Source organism: Bradyrhizobium sp. LMTR 3 (assembly GCF_001693485.1).
In the GTDB taxonomy this organism is placed as follows: domain Bacteria; phylum Pseudomonadota; class Alphaproteobacteria; order Rhizobiales; family Xanthobacteraceae; genus Bradyrhizobium.
Genome location: NZ_MAXC01000003.1, coordinates 40,422 through 54,396 on the forward strand (window position 1 = coordinate 40,422; position 13,975 = coordinate 54,396).

A 13,975-nucleotide genomic window follows, 5' to 3' on the forward strand; every position below is an offset into this window, starting at 1 on the left:
AGTCATGGCTGCTCTGCGCAGGCATTTTCCGTGTCCCCGGCGCCGTGCAGCGCGGCAGCGGTACACCGCGGGACCCGAACAAAAAAACGCGAAAACAACCCCATGCAAAGTAGAATGGGATCCGGCTCGCAGCACTCAGGCAGCTTGCGTCCGAGGCACGAGATGGTCCGTCGTCACGGCCTCATCCCGCTCTAGCCGTGTACTCATTAAGCGACTGACTGATGTCCGCTCAACCCTCAACAGCGGCGGAGTAGGCGACGGCCGGGATCAATCGCCCCGGACCGCTGTCAGTTGGCAAGAGGCGTCTGCGGCGCGATCTTGTTCTGCGCGATGATGGCTTCGGCCCGCGCGAGATTTTCCAGCAGGCGCTGGCTGGTCAAGACGAGGAAGTAATAGCCGAACTGCGGGTTTTGGAAGTAGATCTCGAGCAGCTTTTCATAGCTGATAGTCAGGACGCGGCCATCCTCGATACATTCGATCGTCGCGGTCCGGCGGTTGTCGGGCGTGAGGAAACCAAGCTCGCCCATCAAACGCCCCGCCGGAAGTTCGACGTTGATTTCGATGACCCGGAATTTGCCGGTAACGGTCAGCAGCATTTCGTTGGCTGCGTCACCCTTCTTCATCAAGATATCGCCCTTGCGATACTTGCGGTCGGTCATGAACGGCTTGAGCCACTCCATCGACATGTCGCCCTGTGTTGCGGTGCGCGCCTTCTTCACGAGAGCGAGCATCTGACGGAGACGGTAGGCATTGATGGGAATCATCAGGAGATAAAGAAGAAAGATCGTGACGGCTCCGGTGAGCGCACCGAAGATGGCGAAGAATGCGCAACCGATCATGTTCGCGACCCGCAGCGGCACCATCGTGTGCGTCAGCAATGTGGCGACAAAGAAGATCGCGCCGACCAGGGCGAACATATTGGCAAGCGTGATGTTGTGCAGAAAGATTTCCAGCAGGCGGTTGAAGATGGCGTCCCAGGTCACGTTGTTCGGATCGAGACCCATTTGGACCAGTATCTTCGCGAACCTGAGATTGTCGGTTGCTGCATCGAGAATGCGGTCCAGCATGATGGACATATCTCCTTTGGAGCCGGTGAGGCCAGTTTACCAGAAGTGGCTTTATCGCAGCGCAGCAAACTTGGCCGCCCGACTTCCGAGGCGGGTCACGAGCGGCTGTCGAAGGATCGCTGATGCGAAGTCCGGACTGCCCTCAATACCAGACCAGCCGCAGGCGACGAAGTTGGTCGGCTTGGGGCCAACACCAGACGTAGCGGGAAACGAGAGCCAACTGACGCGGCCTTCCCCCTTAGATGGGATACCGCCATCTCAGAGCGCGTCGGACGACAGCTAACGCCACAAAGTTTGCGAGGGTGCTGAACCAAAGGAAAGTTGGGACGATGACGCGGCCCATAAATGGATCAGGTAAACGATCTGCGCAATTAGACCAGCAAGCAGCCCCACCGAAGTCCAGCCAAGAGGTGTCCGGGGCGCGTAATCAGAGGATTTGCCGATTGGAAGGTCCGCGATCCAGAGTGCCAAAGCTTCCATTCTGAATACTCGCGTGTGGGACCGTTCCTGTGAGCCCCGAAGATATTTCACTCTTATGTGCAGCGCCAACCACGGTCAGACTTGTACCCGTTATATTTGGCGGTCATTCCCGGAGGACAATTCGGCTTTTGCCATTGGAGGACTACTACGCCACCGCCGACAAACACAACCGCCGCAAGTATCGCGAAGAGTACGATTTTGAGTTCTGCGTCCAATTTCTGCCTTGCTCCCTTCTCAAGCCGCAAGCGAGCCGCTGCGTTGAGGAAGCTACTTAGGCGCGCCCTCAGGGAGCAACCCGAAAGTCTGGAGCAAGCCGTAGATGAACGCTGCTAGTATTATGAGCCCGATAATGCGATTGATTTTGAACGCCAAGTCCTTTGCCCCTCAGTATCGAGAATTACCGCCGATAGCGTCCGGCTACAACTAAACGTTGCTCCGGAGATTTATCGACGACAAAACGCAAACAATTTTAGTTATGGCTGGGGAGTTTGCTTGCATGGCTACTAGAAAACGGCGGCTAAGGGTCAAAATGCGATATCGATCTGACTTGCAGACACTTCTGCTTTGCTCCCGACGGCGGACATCTGCCGATTAGCTCGGCATGTCGGTTGAGGGCCACAAGCGGAAGAAGTTTCGCTGGTAGCAGCGCATGGGATAGGCCATCATCGGCTCTGCATGACCCGGCTCATTTGTAACATCTGGTCCAGAATTGTGATCGTCGAAGGGATCATGGGGTCTGGCAAGTCGACGACCGTGTTGCGAATAGCTGATCGATTGAAGACATCCGGTGTCTCCGTCCTCGGCATTACCGAGGGCATTAGCCCACATCCGATCCGTTTCGATTGGGACCTGCCATGGGCGGACATGCCGGCAGCGCAACTGGCGAAGTCAGCCGCTGCCCGTTGGGGTGCCTACGCCACTTCTGCCTCGATGTCAGAGAGCATCACGGTTGTCGATGGACAACTTTTCCATGGGAATCTAACGGCACTGTTCCTGCTTGATGCCGACATAGCCCTGATTCGCGGCTATGTTCATGATGTGGTAGCTGCCATCAAGCCGCTACGCCCCTTGCTGATCTACTTCCACCAAGATGACGTTGACCGAGCTATTAGAACGATTGCTACTGAGCGGGGCGATGCATGGGTGACATATCAGGTCAATTGGAAACTGGCATCGCCGTATGCCGTTAGGCATGGCTTGGCTGGTCTTGAAGGGCTCATCGAGCTCTATCGCGATTATCGTCAGCTCACTGACCGGCTCTACACGGATCTGGATATCCCGAAGATCAGCATCGAGAACTCAGGAAGGGAATGGGCGAAGTATGAAGAGACCATCGATTCCATCTTGATGAACCCAAATGGGACTGCCGAGGTTGCGAATTTATTGCCCCCATGAGCAAGATAAGGTTTGCAGCCAGAGATCAGGAGTCGATCAAGAGGGCAGCGGTCGTCTGGTGGGTAGGATCACAGGCCACAACATGTTTGCCCGTGCAAGAGATCAGCGATTGATGCGATCCGAAATTGAAGTCCAGGCGAATGCCCGGTCCACGCCCTAGAACATCCCTTCACGGTCCGCGCGCTTCTTCTTTTTCGAGCGCTGCCAGACCACGCCGGGATATCCCTTCAGCGGCACCAGCGGCTCGCCGGTATAGGCCCATTCCTGCAACTCCTCGATCGCGATGTGATAGAGCGGCTGGCGGCCGGTGCGGCCGGAGAACAGCGCGCGGGGGATGTTGACCATGTGCGGCGAGCGCGGGCGCTCATAGACGACAGGCGTGCCGCAATTGGAGCAGAAACTCCGCACGGTCTTGGTGGCCTCGTCTTCGTAGCGCGTGAGGCTGGTCTTGCCCTTCGTAATACGGAATCGTTTGCGCCAGCTTCCGACATAGGTCGCATAGGCCGCGCCGTGCGCGCGACGGCTCGCCGGCGAATGATCGTGCCAGGCCCAGCGCGCCGGCACGTCGATCTCGAAGGCGACCTTGCCGCACAGGCATTGGCCCGCGGCAGGTTTGCCGAGGGATACGGCCTTGGTTTTCTTTTTCTCTAATTCCTCTTCTGGAAACATTTTGTGCCGCCTTTGCCGTCATTGCGAGGAGCGAAGCGATGACGAAGACGCTGTCATTCCGGGATGGTGCGTTAGCACCAGACCCGGAATCTCGAGATTCTCTGGTGCGCAATTGCGCACCATAGTTCGATGCTTCGCATCGCCCCGGAATGACGGCGGGGCTTTACGCCTGCTCCAGCTCGTTGTGCTCCGGATAATCCGTGTAGCCCGTCACATCGCCGCCGTAGAACGTCGCGCGGTTATAGGGCGTCAGTGGGAACCCGCGCTGCAGCCTGCGCGGCAGGTCCGGATTCGAAATGAAGATGCGGCCGAAAGCGACCGCGTCGGCATGGCCATCCCTGATCGCCGCATCGGCGGTCTCGCCGGTGAAGCCGCCGGCCGTGATCAGCACGCCCTTCCAGATCGGGCGGAACAGCACCATCGCCGACGGCACGTTCTGGTGGTTGACCTCGGCGCGGCCCGCGCCGGAGGAGCGCGGCTCGATGAAGTGCAGGTAGGCGAGGCCAAGCGGATTGAGCTGTTCGACGGCATATGTGTAGAGCGGCATCGGGTCCCGCTCGCCGCTGCCGTTGGCGACACCATAAGGCGACAGCCGCACGCCGACGCGGTCGGCTCCCCAGACCTCGACCACGGCCTTGGTCACCTCCATCAGGAAGCGCACGCGGTTCGGGATCGAACCGCCATACCGATCGGTGCGCAGGTTGGTGTGCGACTGCAGAAACTGCTCGATCAGGTAGCCGTTGGCACCGTGCACCTCGACGCCGTCGAAGCCGGCGGCAAGCGCGTTCTTCGCGGCCTCACGATAGGCGTCGATCACGCCCGGAATTTCCGACGTCTCAAGCGCGCGCGGCGTCTCGTAGGGCACCGCCTTGCCGTCTGCCGTGCCCGTCTTCAGGTCGGCGATCGGTACCGCCGATGGCGCGACGGGCAACACGCCGCCCGGCTGGAAGGAGGAATGCGAGACACGCCCGACATGCCAGAGCTGCAAGAAGATGATTCCGCCCTTGGCATGAACGGCATCGACCACCTCGCGCCAGCCTTCGATCTGCGCTTCGGTATAGATGCCGGGAACGCCGGGGCTGCCGAAGCCCGTCGCCATCACGGGCGAGGCTTCGGCGATGAGCAATCCGCCCGGCGTCGCGCGCTGCGCATAATATTCGGCATTCAGCGGCCGCGGCGCGAGGCTCGGCTTCGCCGCCCGCATCCGCGTCAACGGCGCCAACGCGAGACGATGATTGAGCTGATAGGGGCCGACCTTGAGCGGCGAAAACAACGATGGATAATTCATGTCTCTTCCAGAACCCCCGTGTTGATATGAATATGTAACCGCTTCAGCTTGTTCGTAAAAGGTTCATGACAACGGCGGCCGAAGCCGCCGCCATCGCATCCGCCGACCCGAAAATGTCTCAGGCCGTCTTGATCCAGACCGCCTTGACGTTGAGATATTCCTCGACGTGCTGCTTGCCGGACTCTCGGCCGTAGCCGCTCATCTTGTAGCCGCCGAACGGCACGGCCGGATCCATCGCCTGATAGCAGTTCACCCAGACCGAGCCGGCGCGCAGCGCCTTCGCGACCTGGTGCGCCTTGCTGACATTGGTGGTCCAGACGCCGCTGCCCAAGCCGAACGTGGTGGCATTGGCGCGCTTGACCAGTTCGTCGGTATCCTTGAAGGAGATCGCCGAGATCACCGGACCGAAGATTTCCTCCTGCGCGATCCGCATATTGTCCTGCACGTTGGCGAACACGGTCGGCTGCACGAAGAAGCCCTTCGAGAGCGCGCCTTCGGTCAGGCGGCCGCCGCCGGCCACTGCTTTGGCGCCTTCCTTCTGGCCGATGTCGAGGTAACCAGCGACGCGGTCCATCTGCTGCTGCGAGACCAACGGGCCGATCTGCGTGCCCGGATCGAGGCCGTTGCCGACCTGCAGCTTCTTGCCGAACTCGGCGACGCGGCCGACGAATTCGTCATAGACGTTCTCTTCGACGAACAGCCGCGTACCCGCGCTGCAGATCTGCCCGGAATTGGCGAACACCGCCATTGCGGCGCCCGGCACCGCCGCGTCGAGGTCGGCATCGGCGAACACGATATCCGGCGACTTGCCACCGAGTTCGAGCGACACACGCTTGAGGTTGCCGGCGGAGGCGCGGATGATCGACTGTCCCGTGACGTGCGAGCCGGTGAAGGCGACCTTGTCGACATCGGGATGCGACGCCAGCGCCGCCCCGGCGGTCTCGCCATAGCCGGGCACCACGTTGACGACGCCAGGCGGGACGCCGGCTTCCATGCAGAGCTCGGCAAGCCGCAGCGAGGTCAGCGGCGCTTCCTCGGCAGGCTTCAACACCACAGTGCAGCCGGTCGCGATCGCGGGACCGATCTTCCAGACGGTCGCGGCGAGCGGCCCGTTCCACGGGATGATCGCCCCGACCACCCCGACCGGCTCCTTCAGCGTGTAAGAAAAGATATCGCCGGGCAACGAGTTCTCGATGGTCTCGCCGTGCAGTGCCGTGGCCTGCCCGGCGTAATAGCGGAGCATGCCGAGCACGCGCAGCTTGTTGCCGCGGGTGCGGCTGATCGGTGCGCCCATGTCCATCGTATCGAGCTGCGACAGCTCCTCGAAATTCGTCTCTACGAGATCGGCCAGCTTCAGCAACAGGCCCTGCCGCTCATATGGCCTGACCTTGCTCCACGGTCCCTCGAAGGCGCGGCGGGCCGCCGCCACGGCGCGGTTGATGTCCTCCGCGTCACCTTCAGCGACGGTCGCGAGCAATTCGCCGGTTGCCGGATTGTGGGTCTCGAACTGTTTGCCGGAGGCGGCGTCGACCCACTGGCCGTCGATCAGCATCCTCTTGTAGGAACCATCCGCGTAAGGATGGCGCGTGATCGGAATCGCCTGCGTGACAGCCATGTTTACCTCCCTTGAAGTCGGTTGGGATTCTATGCCGCTATGTTTGCGGATCCATAGCGGTGACATGAAACCGTAATGCGGCCGGATGATTGCGGAAAGCGGCGGATGCGAAGACCTCCCATGCCCGTTCGTTCATGGTAGTCTAAGGTGTCGGCCTGCGAATACATCCCTCATCTATCCGGAGAATGACGATGCCCCATCCCGCGATGTCGCCAAATCATGTTGCCGTGATCACCGGGGGCGCCTCCGGCATCGGGCTCGCCGCCGCGATGCGTTTCGCCGGCTTCGGCATGAAGGTGTGCATCGCCGACATCGGCGCCGAGCGCCTCGCCGAGGCCGCGGCCAGGCTGGCAGGCGTCGCCAGGGGCGGTGCGGCCGACATCATGACGGCATCGGTCGACGTCAGCCGCTTCGATGAGGTTGCGGGCCTGGAAGCCGCGGTGCAAAAGCGGTTCGGCGGCACCGACATCCTGATGAACAATGCCGGCATTGGCCCCGACAGCAACAGTTTTGGTCCGCTGGAGAACTGGCAGCGCATTCTCGCGGTGAACCTGTGGGGCGTCATTCACGGCACGCAAGTTTTCGTACCTCACATGGTCGAACGCGGGCGGCCCGGCATCGTGATCAACACCGGCTCCAAGCAAGGCATCACGACGCCGCCCGGCAATCCCGCCTACAACGTCTCGAAGGCCGGCATCAAAGCGCAGACGGAGGCGCTGCAGCACGAATTGCGGAACCTGCCGGGCTGCAAGATCAGTGCGCATCTGATGATCCCCGGTCACGTCTTCACTCCCCTGACAGCGCGCGGCCGCACCGAGAAGCCGCCCGGCGCCTGGACGCCGGAGCAAACGATCGATTTCATGATCGAACGCATCGACGCCGGCGACTTCTACATCCTCTGTCCGGACAATGACGTGCCACGGCAACTCGACGAGCGGCGCATGTTGTGGGCGATTGGCGATATCGTGGAGAACCGCCCCGCACTGTCGCGCTGGCATCCGGATTATGCGGAGGCCTTCGCCAGGTTTGTGAAGGGGGGATGAGTCCCCTCCCCTTGTGGGAGAGGGTGGATCGAATGAGCGAAGCTCATTCGAGACGGGTGAGGGGTTCTCTCCGCGGATAGAAACCCCTCATCCGGCACGGACTTCGTCCGCGCCACCTTCTCCCACAAGGGGAGAAGGAAGAAGCCCACCATCGCGCGCGCGGCATTAAAATGGTGGGCACGTCGCTACGCTCCTTTGCCCACCCTACAAACCGAGCGCTACAGCGTTACCTGCTTGTCGCCGCATTGCTTGCAGGCGTATTTGACGCGGGTCGCGCCCTTCTCGGCCTGAACGCGGTTCGGCGCGCCGCATTTGCCGCAGACCGCCTCGATCCTGGTCTGTCCTTGCTTGACGACGAGGGTCTTCCTTTCCATCGTCTCGCGGATCAGGCGCTCGGCCTCCTCACGCATCGCTTGCTTCGACATTGGCCTGCCCCGTCATGAACTCGCTACGGCGGCGGTCTTATCACAGTCACAACGCGTTTCGTAAGCCGGGCGTGAAAAATCGTGGGACTGAAACTCACGTCGCCTCCGGCGTCAGCGCCAGCAGGCGCCGGAGCAGGGCCAGCGCGGTTTCGGTGGCCGGATCGGCCGAAATCACGGGAACCGCTAGTGTGATGACGTCGACCGGATCGTGCGATAGCACGATGAGGTGCGTTGCGCTGTTGGCGGCCAGCAGCGACACCACGCGTTCGACGGCCGGATCGGACGATGTCAGGCCCCACGGCGCATCGGGCTGGCGCAGCACCCGCCGGGTCGAGAGAAAATCGCGCAGCAGTTGCGGATCGTAGCCCGAGAGTTCGCTCTCCCGGTAACGCCGGGCACTCTCGAAGATCGGATGACGCGCGAGTTCCGCGATCAGCGCGTCGCGCGTTCTGGCTGGCGAGGCTGCGACGGAGTTGAGAACACCGGGCACCTGGGATTCGAAGTGGGCGCGCAGCGCGTCGACCATCAGCCCGATGGTGAGAACGCCCGCGATCGCTATCGCGCAAAATCGCATGACCTGCGCCGCATCGGCGTCCGGTGCGACAAACGCCGCGGCAATGCCGAGAAGCGCCGAACTCGACAGCCGCAATGCCGTCATCATCAGCGCCTGACGCTGCGTCTCTGCGCCGCGTTCCGCGATCAATATCGCGGTAACGACGAGCAATGCTCCCAATGCCCCGAGCCTGACCGGGATATCCGGAAACAGCACCCGGAAATCGGTGACGATGAAGGGAATGACCAGGATGGCGCCAACGGCAAGACGGCTAACGATGCGATTCTCCGATACCATCAGCGTCGCCCGGTCGCGCGTCGCCAGCAACCAGGCGCAGATGGCGAAGCCACCAAGCTGAAACAACGCGAGCAGGATGGCGGCGGGCATCGCGAGGGTTTCCAACCCGGCAGCGCCGGCAAGACCGAGCGCGATGCCGCCGCTCAGAAGCGCGATCTTGGCCGGGCGCGGGGCATGACGCCGCAGGATACCTTCGGTGACGATCAAGGCGCCGAGCGGAATCAGCGCGGCCGGAATGGCCGACAGGTTGTTGAGCCCTGCACTGCCGCTCCACCACGCGGTGCCCCGCACCAGGAACAGCAGCGCGATAATGCCAAGCGCGACCAGAAGACGCCGCGTCAGCGGGCCCTTCGGATCGCGCCGGTGCAGCGTGATCATGGCGACGCCAAGCCCGATCGCGCCGCAGAGATTGACGATGGAATCGGCGATCATGCCAGATGTCATTTCACCTGGTGTCATCGGCCGTTCCCTCGCCAAGGCCGCAAGCTGCCGAACGGACGCGTGTCGTCGAGCCAGTAAACCACCGGCAGTATCAGCCGCTGCAACGCCAGCACGGCGGAGGCCGCGAGCAGCGCCGGCAATGAGCCAGCCGGCACATCGCGCTGGATGTAGCGGCGGGCGCCGGCGAGATCGATGCGACCGAGCTGCAGGACGTCGTCGCCCCTGGCATAATCGAGCTCACGCGCGCACCAGGCGTTATATTGCTCGTCGCGATGTTTGGGTGCGGCTTCGAACGTTTTCTTCAGCGCGTCCGATCCGCCGGTATAGGCATTGGTGATAACAAAGCGCGCCTCGTCGAAGCCGGCGTCCTCACCCACGCCGAACACGGAGCGATGACGGGACATGATGCCGCGTGCCATTTGCAGATGCGCAAAGCTCTGGCGCGAATCCGGGTGCGGCGACGGAAAGACATCCGAAAAGGTCTGGCTGACCATGCCGACCACCGACGGCACCTGGGTGACGTTCGATATCCATTTCGGACGCAGTCCGTCACGGGCAAACAGAACGAGCGCCGTCAGGCCATACAGCACCCAGGAGAGCCCTTGCCCCCGCTCATCGGGATCGACCATGACCAGGCCGAGATGCGTTACTTCCACCGGCTCGCCATCGAGCTCGACCTTCATGACCGACAGCGCGTTGAAGGCAATCGGCCGGCCCGTTGCTTCCTCCGAGATCAGCGTGACGATCGCGCGCGACAGCCGTTCGCGCTCGCCGGAGAATATTCCGTAGGTGAGGCTCTCCTTCGGCAGTGTCTTGGCCGCCACGACGCGCAGTTGCGAGACCAGCTCGTCGAGTTCGACTTCGGAGAGCGACAGGCCGGGGGCTTCGACGATTCGCGTGATCAGCCCGGTATGGGTGCGCAGGGTGAGATCGATGGTGGGCTGGCGCAGTGCCTTCAGCCAAAATGCGGCGTAACCGCGCAGGCGGCCGGCGGTGGACCCGACCTGCACCAGAACGCGACGTGTCGCCGAATTGCCGCTCCAGAATGATGCCATGCGATCCGCTTGCATTCGGGCCGGACTTGTGCGCCCCGCCCGTTAAGGAGGCATGATTGCGGCACGTCGCGGTTGGGGCAAGGTAAACGATGCGTTGAAGCCTCGAACGCCCAACATGATATGCAAACGGCGGATACCGAAGCATCCGCCGCCTGCCTTCGTCAGTACCACGCCACAGGGTACGATGCCTGAATTCCATTTGTTCGACTTCGCCCGCTTGGGATTTCTGCGCTCGCGCCAGTTAATGACCTATGAGGTATGCAGTCTTAGGTTGCGGAAGGGTAAACGATGCATTTAGCGGCCGTATTAAATGATTCATGACGGGGAACGGCTGACGTTGCGGGGTCAGGTCGTCCGGCTGCGACGGTGCGAGAGCAACGAGCACGCACCTGTATTAAGCGCCCCGATGACTGCGATCGGAATCAGGGTGTGCAGCGGCAGCGTCATGCCTCCCAGTTGGGCTCCCAAGAAAAGGACGAGGCCGACGGCAACGGCCGCCCCGACGATCGCGGTCAAAGGCGCCCTCGAGGAAACAGGCACAACCCAAGCCAGAACTCCGTCAACGGGGCCGGTGATCGCACATACAACCAGACTGAACAAAAACGCTATCGGGACGCCGTAAAGGTCGGCGGCGTATCCACGGATCGCAATGGCCACAACTGAAAAGGCTATGAGCGTTCCGAGGACGGGACCCAGCAACACGAACACGAGCGCTCTTCGCAGCGAAGTCGGATGCCCGCGGCCGTCATCATTTTCAGGAGGAGGCACGGACATTCCCTTTCAGTTTGCTTTGCCTGGTAGCGAGTTGCTGCTTCTGGTGAGGGCGAAGGCGGACAAGCGAACGGCGGATGCCGAAACATCCGCCGCCCGCCCTCGCCAGCACCGCGCCACAGGCTACGCGGCCTTGGGAACTAGGCAGCCTTGGAAACTTCCATCAGCAGCCGTTCGGCCTTGGCGTCCTCGATGCGGTTCACCAGCTTGCCGCTCTCGTGCATGTCGCGCACGGTTTTGGTCAGGGTGACGCAGGACTGCACGAGCATCACGATACCCATCGCGAGATAGCCCTTGATCCAGAGATCGAGCGGCAGGAAGAACACGCCGACAGCGACCATGAAGGCCGAGGCGGCAAACGAAACGTAGGTGAAGGTAACCCAGGCACCGCTGTGGGGTTGGACGTTCTGGTTCATGATAATCTCCTGTTGATATGGGTTTTAATCGATCGGGTTCAGTTTCAGGCAGCTTGCGTGCGTTTGGCGTTCAACCGCGCGAGCACGTCGTCCGCGGTTGATTTCAGGCGTGGCCCAAAGCCCTGCTCGGCGAGCTTTTCGGCGGTCGCCAGCGGACCGCTGGCGGCATCGAGTTCGACCAAGGCGTCGGCCGCGGCCTGGGCCTCGATCTGGCGCTCACGCAGCCGCTTCAGCGTGTTCTCCGCTTCCGGCAGCGTGGATTCGTAAGGGCGCGCGGCTTCGACGCCGCCCCTTCGGAGCGCGCGAACCGCTTCCGACGCGCGAGCGATGCGACGGCCGCGATCGAGCTCGGTAATCCGCGCCTCGGCGTTGGCAACCTGGCGCTTCATGCGTGTGATTTCAGACGCAAACAGCGTCCGCGCGGTCATCGCGGCATCGCGGTCGGCCTCGAGATTGGCGATTGCCTGCGCCGCCTCGCGGGCGAGATCTTCCCTTCCGCCATCGAGCGCAGCGGTGGCGCGAACTTCGAGATCGGCGATGCGGGCGTTGGTGGCGTCGAGACGGCGCCCCTCCTGCTGGTCGCCCGCGATCGCCAGCGCCAACGAGCGCTTGGAACGTTCGACCGCGGCGGCTGCATCGCGCATCTGCTGATCGAGAATGAGCAGCGCCGTGCGGTCTTCCAGTTCTTCCCCCGCGGCAGCCACGCTACCCCGGAAAAGCGTCAAAACAGTTTTGAACATTGGTAGCTCCCTGTGTTATGAGCATTGCTCATGAAAGGGTTTTATCAGCGCCGTGAGCATTGCTCAAGAATTATTTTGAGCGACGCTCAAGATCGGAGAATGATGTCTAAGGCACTGGAAAGACGAGTTAAACTCCGGGAATCCCTGATCGAAGCGGCGGAGCGACGGATTGCCGCAGGGGGTCTGGCGGGGCTGAAAACACGCGATCTGGCGCGGGACATCAGCATCGCCAATGGCGCGGTCTACAATCTCGTCGAAGACGTGGACGAATTGATCCTGCGCGTGGGGTCGCGCACGCTGGCTCGGCTCGACGCCGCGCTCACGGCTGCTGAAGCCGATGGACCCGCCTCGCCTCGCGAGACACTGGTCCGCATCGCGGTCGCCTATTGCGATTTCGCCGCGGAAAATCTCGAACTGTGGCGCGCGCTGTTCGAGCACCGCATGGCGCCGGGCAAGCCGGTGCCGGATTGGGCCATCAGCGAACAGATGAATCTATTCCGCCATATCTACCAGCCGCTTGCCACGCTATTTCCAGAACGAACGCAGGGCGAACTAGGCGTGACCGCACGCAGTCTTTTCTCTGCCGTGCACGGCATGGTGCTGCTCGGGCTCGAGCAGAAGCTGATCGCGGTGCCGGTCGAGGCGTTGCGCAAGGAGATTGCGACCATCGTGCGCGCGATGGTCGATGGGCTGACGGGGAAAGCCGACTAAGACTCAAGTCGCTGCACTTCGAGAATCGTAGGGTGGGCAAAGCGCCAGCGTGCCCACCATTCTTGTTGAGAACCGAAGAGATGGTGGGCACGGCGCAAGTGCGCCTTGCCCACCCTACAAACCGCCACTAGATCTCGAGGGTAACGTAACGGTCAGTCTCGATCGTCGCGGTCGTGTTCCGGTAGGCGTTTCCACGGATCCTCGCCTCTCGGAGGCTCGCCGGGGCCGTAGTTCTCGACGATCAAATCTTCGAGCCAGACCGCGCCGTGCGGACCGGCGACGCGCTTCGAGCGCAATGCGCTGGTCCAGTTGCACACCTCGGGTTGATAGTACACATAGCGACTGCTCTTCGCCACGATTGCGAAGAAGAGGTAGGCGCGGCCCGGCTCGAAGTAAAATTCGCAATCCATGTCCTTGTAGACATCCAGCAGCTTGACGCGGGCGGCTAGTTTGTCGGCCCCCTTCCAAACTCGATCGACGTCTACGGTCCAGGTATGGTCCTTCACTTCCGTCACCCTGCCGGTGAAGACGTATTGAGTGCGTGCGAAGCCCTGACCAGGCGAGATTGAGTCGCACGCGCAGGCATGCGCGACGTCGGCTCCCGCCGCCGACAGACACAACAATCCGACGAGCCACGCGAGAACCTTCAACGGGGAACGGCACAACATGTGATGGGTCAAATTCACCTCCCGCGAAAGGAGTTCAGCCAAAGGTGCGAGCCGTTATGTCGCGCTGCGGGCGGCTCTCCGAGATGCAGCGCGATCGGTTACACCTCCACAATCACGTAGCTGTCCTCGACATGCACCGGAAACGTCTCGGCCACGTCCGCGTGGCCGCCATCAGGGTTCCTCGGATACTGGTTCTTGGCGATTTCTTGGCGATCTTGATGTCGCACGGACAAATGTGCCGCCGATGCCCGGTCGGGGCAAGCGCTCAACTTGAGGGGCCGCCCTTCCCTGGATGCACGGCGGCGCTCATCTTCCTTCTCCCCTTGTGGGAGAAGGTGGCG

General features: G+C 61.9%; 14 protein-coding genes. 3 read left to right on the forward strand and 11 right to left on the reverse strand.

The genetic code is table 11. The annotated features are described in order from the left end of the window. Positions 1 to 287: 287 nt before the first annotated feature. The gene (locus LMTR3_RS03375; protein ID WP_065743689.1) at positions 288 to 1,076 is read right to left on the reverse strand and encodes a Crp/Fnr family transcriptional regulator; all 789 of its coding nucleotides are present in this window, start codon (positions 1,074 to 1,076) and stop codon (positions 288 to 290) included. Between the two features lie 1,146 nt (positions 1,077 to 2,222). On the opposite strand from LMTR3_RS03375, the gene LMTR3_RS03380 reads away from it, so the two are divergent. After that, positions 2,223 to 2,942: a P-loop NTPase family protein gene (locus LMTR3_RS03380; RefSeq protein ID WP_065743690.1), complete on the forward strand. Its 720-nt coding sequence runs from the start codon at positions 2,223 to 2,225 to the stop codon at positions 2,940 to 2,942. Positions 2,943 to 3,098: 156 nt separating this feature from the next. Here the strand turns inward: LMTR3_RS03380 and LMTR3_RS03385 are convergent, their stop codons facing one another. From LMTR3_RS03385 to LMTR3_RS03395, 3 genes are all read right to left on the reverse strand, one after another. Beyond that, positions 3,099 to 3,611, reverse strand: a complete 513-nt coding sequence (locus LMTR3_RS03385; protein ID WP_065743691.1) for a GFA family protein — start codon at positions 3,609 to 3,611, stop codon at positions 3,099 to 3,101. A gap of 163 nt (positions 3,612 to 3,774) precedes the next feature. Beyond that, on the reverse strand, positions 3,775 to 4,899 hold the full coding sequence (locus LMTR3_RS03390; RefSeq protein WP_065743692.1) for an alkene reductase: 1,125 nt from the start codon (positions 4,897 to 4,899) through the stop codon (positions 3,775 to 3,777). 118 nt (positions 4,900 to 5,017) lie between these two features. Then, complete coding sequence (locus LMTR3_RS03395; protein ID WP_065743693.1) at positions 5,018 to 6,514, reverse strand: aldehyde dehydrogenase family protein; 1,497 nt, start codon at positions 6,512 to 6,514, stop codon at positions 5,018 to 5,020. Between the two features lie 191 nt (positions 6,515 to 6,705). Between LMTR3_RS03395 and LMTR3_RS03400 the strand changes: the two genes are divergently transcribed. After that, positions 6,706 to 7,557 carry an SDR family NAD(P)-dependent oxidoreductase gene (locus LMTR3_RS03400; RefSeq protein ID WP_065743827.1) on the forward strand — a complete coding sequence of 284 codons (852 nt, stop codon included), beginning with the start codon at positions 6,706 to 6,708 and terminating at the stop codon, positions 7,555 to 7,557. A gap of 218 nt (positions 7,558 to 7,775) precedes the next feature. Here the strand turns inward: LMTR3_RS03400 and LMTR3_RS03405 are convergent, their stop codons facing one another. The 6 genes from LMTR3_RS03405 to LMTR3_RS03430 all read right to left on the reverse strand — a co-directional run bounded on the left by LMTR3_RS03405 (position 7,776) and on the right by LMTR3_RS03430 (position 12,255). Next, positions 7,776 to 7,982 (reverse strand): hypothetical protein, encoded by a 207-nt coding sequence (locus LMTR3_RS03405; RefSeq protein ID WP_065743694.1) that lies wholly within the window; start codon positions 7,980 to 7,982, stop codon positions 7,776 to 7,778. A 94-nt stretch (positions 7,983 to 8,076) separates the two neighbouring features. Further along, positions 8,077 to 9,276 carry a hypothetical protein gene (locus tag LMTR3_RS03410; RefSeq protein ID WP_065743695.1) on the reverse strand — a complete coding sequence of 400 codons (1,200 nt, stop codon included), beginning with the start codon at positions 9,274 to 9,276 and terminating at the stop codon, positions 8,077 to 8,079. Positions 9,277 to 9,287: 11 nt separating this feature from the next. Continuing rightward, positions 9,288 to 10,328, reverse strand: a complete 1,041-nt coding sequence (locus LMTR3_RS03415) for a hypothetical protein (RefSeq protein WP_502686598.1) — start codon at positions 10,326 to 10,328, stop codon at positions 9,288 to 9,290. Between the two features lie 345 nt (positions 10,329 to 10,673). After that, positions 10,674 to 11,036: a hypothetical protein gene (locus LMTR3_RS38865; RefSeq protein ID WP_065743696.1), complete on the reverse strand. Its 363-nt coding sequence runs from the start codon at positions 11,034 to 11,036 to the stop codon at positions 10,674 to 10,676. A 203-nt stretch (positions 11,037 to 11,239) separates the two neighbouring features. Then, positions 11,240 to 11,515 (reverse strand): YiaA/YiaB family inner membrane protein, encoded by a 276-nt coding sequence (locus LMTR3_RS03425; RefSeq protein ID WP_057841492.1) that lies wholly within the window; start codon positions 11,513 to 11,515, stop codon positions 11,240 to 11,242. 44 nt (positions 11,516 to 11,559) lie between these two features. After that, the gene (locus LMTR3_RS03430; RefSeq protein WP_065743697.1) at positions 11,560 to 12,255 is read right to left on the reverse strand and encodes a PspA/IM30 family protein; all 696 of its coding nucleotides are present in this window, start codon (positions 12,253 to 12,255) and stop codon (positions 11,560 to 11,562) included. Between the two features lie 102 nt (positions 12,256 to 12,357). On the opposite strand from LMTR3_RS03430, the gene LMTR3_RS03435 reads away from it, so the two are divergent. Continuing rightward, complete coding sequence (locus tag LMTR3_RS03435) at positions 12,358 to 12,966, forward strand: TetR/AcrR family transcriptional regulator (protein ID WP_065743829.1); 609 nt, start codon at positions 12,358 to 12,360, stop codon at positions 12,964 to 12,966. 152 nt (positions 12,967 to 13,118) lie between these two features. On the opposite strand, the gene LMTR3_RS03440 is transcribed toward LMTR3_RS03435, so the two are convergent. Then, positions 13,119 to 13,646 (reverse strand): hypothetical protein, encoded by a 528-nt coding sequence (locus LMTR3_RS03440; RefSeq protein ID WP_141686453.1) that lies wholly within the window; start codon positions 13,644 to 13,646, stop codon positions 13,119 to 13,121. Positions 13,647 to 13,975 lie beyond the last annotated feature (329 nt).

Excerpts from the sequence above, each read along its gene's own strand:
- LMTR3_RS03375 (WP_065743689.1), bottom strand. The coding sequence starts at position 1,076 with ATGTCCATCATGCTGGACCGCATTCTCGATGCAGCAACCGACAATCTC.
- LMTR3_RS03380 (WP_065743690.1), top strand. The coding sequence starts at position 2,223 with ATGACCCGGCTCATTTGTAACATCTGGTCCAGAATTGTGATCGTCGAA.
- LMTR3_RS03385 (WP_065743691.1), bottom strand. The coding sequence starts at position 3,611 with ATGTTTCCAGAAGAGGAATTAGAGAAAAAGAAAACCAAGGCCGTATCC.
- LMTR3_RS03390 (WP_065743692.1), bottom strand. The coding sequence starts at position 4,899 with ATGAATTATCCATCGTTGTTTTCGCCGCTCAAGGTCGGCCCCTATCAG.
- LMTR3_RS03395 (WP_065743693.1), bottom strand. The coding sequence starts at position 6,514 with ATGGCTGTCACGCAGGCGATTCCGATCACGCGCCATCCTTACGCGGAT.
- LMTR3_RS03400 (WP_065743827.1), top strand. The coding sequence starts at position 6,706 with ATGCCCCATCCCGCGATGTCGCCAAATCATGTTGCCGTGATCACCGGG.
- LMTR3_RS03405 (WP_065743694.1), bottom strand. The coding sequence starts at position 7,982 with ATGTCGAAGCAAGCGATGCGTGAGGAGGCCGAGCGCCTGATCCGCGAG.
- LMTR3_RS03410 (WP_065743695.1), bottom strand. The coding sequence starts at position 9,276 with ATGACATCTGGCATGATCGCCGATTCCATCGTCAATCTCTGCGGCGCG.
- LMTR3_RS03415 (WP_502686598.1), bottom strand. The coding sequence starts at position 10,328 with ATGGCATCATTCTGGAGCGGCAATTCGGCGACACGTCGCGTTCTGGTG.
- LMTR3_RS03425 (WP_057841492.1), bottom strand. The coding sequence starts at position 11,515 with ATGAACCAGAACGTCCAACCCCACAGCGGTGCCTGGGTTACCTTCACC.
- LMTR3_RS03430 (WP_065743697.1), bottom strand. The coding sequence starts at position 12,255 with ATGTTCAAAACTGTTTTGACGCTTTTCCGGGGTAGCGTGGCTGCCGCG.
- LMTR3_RS03435 (WP_065743829.1), top strand. The coding sequence starts at position 12,358 with ATGTCTAAGGCACTGGAAAGACGAGTTAAACTCCGGGAATCCCTGATC.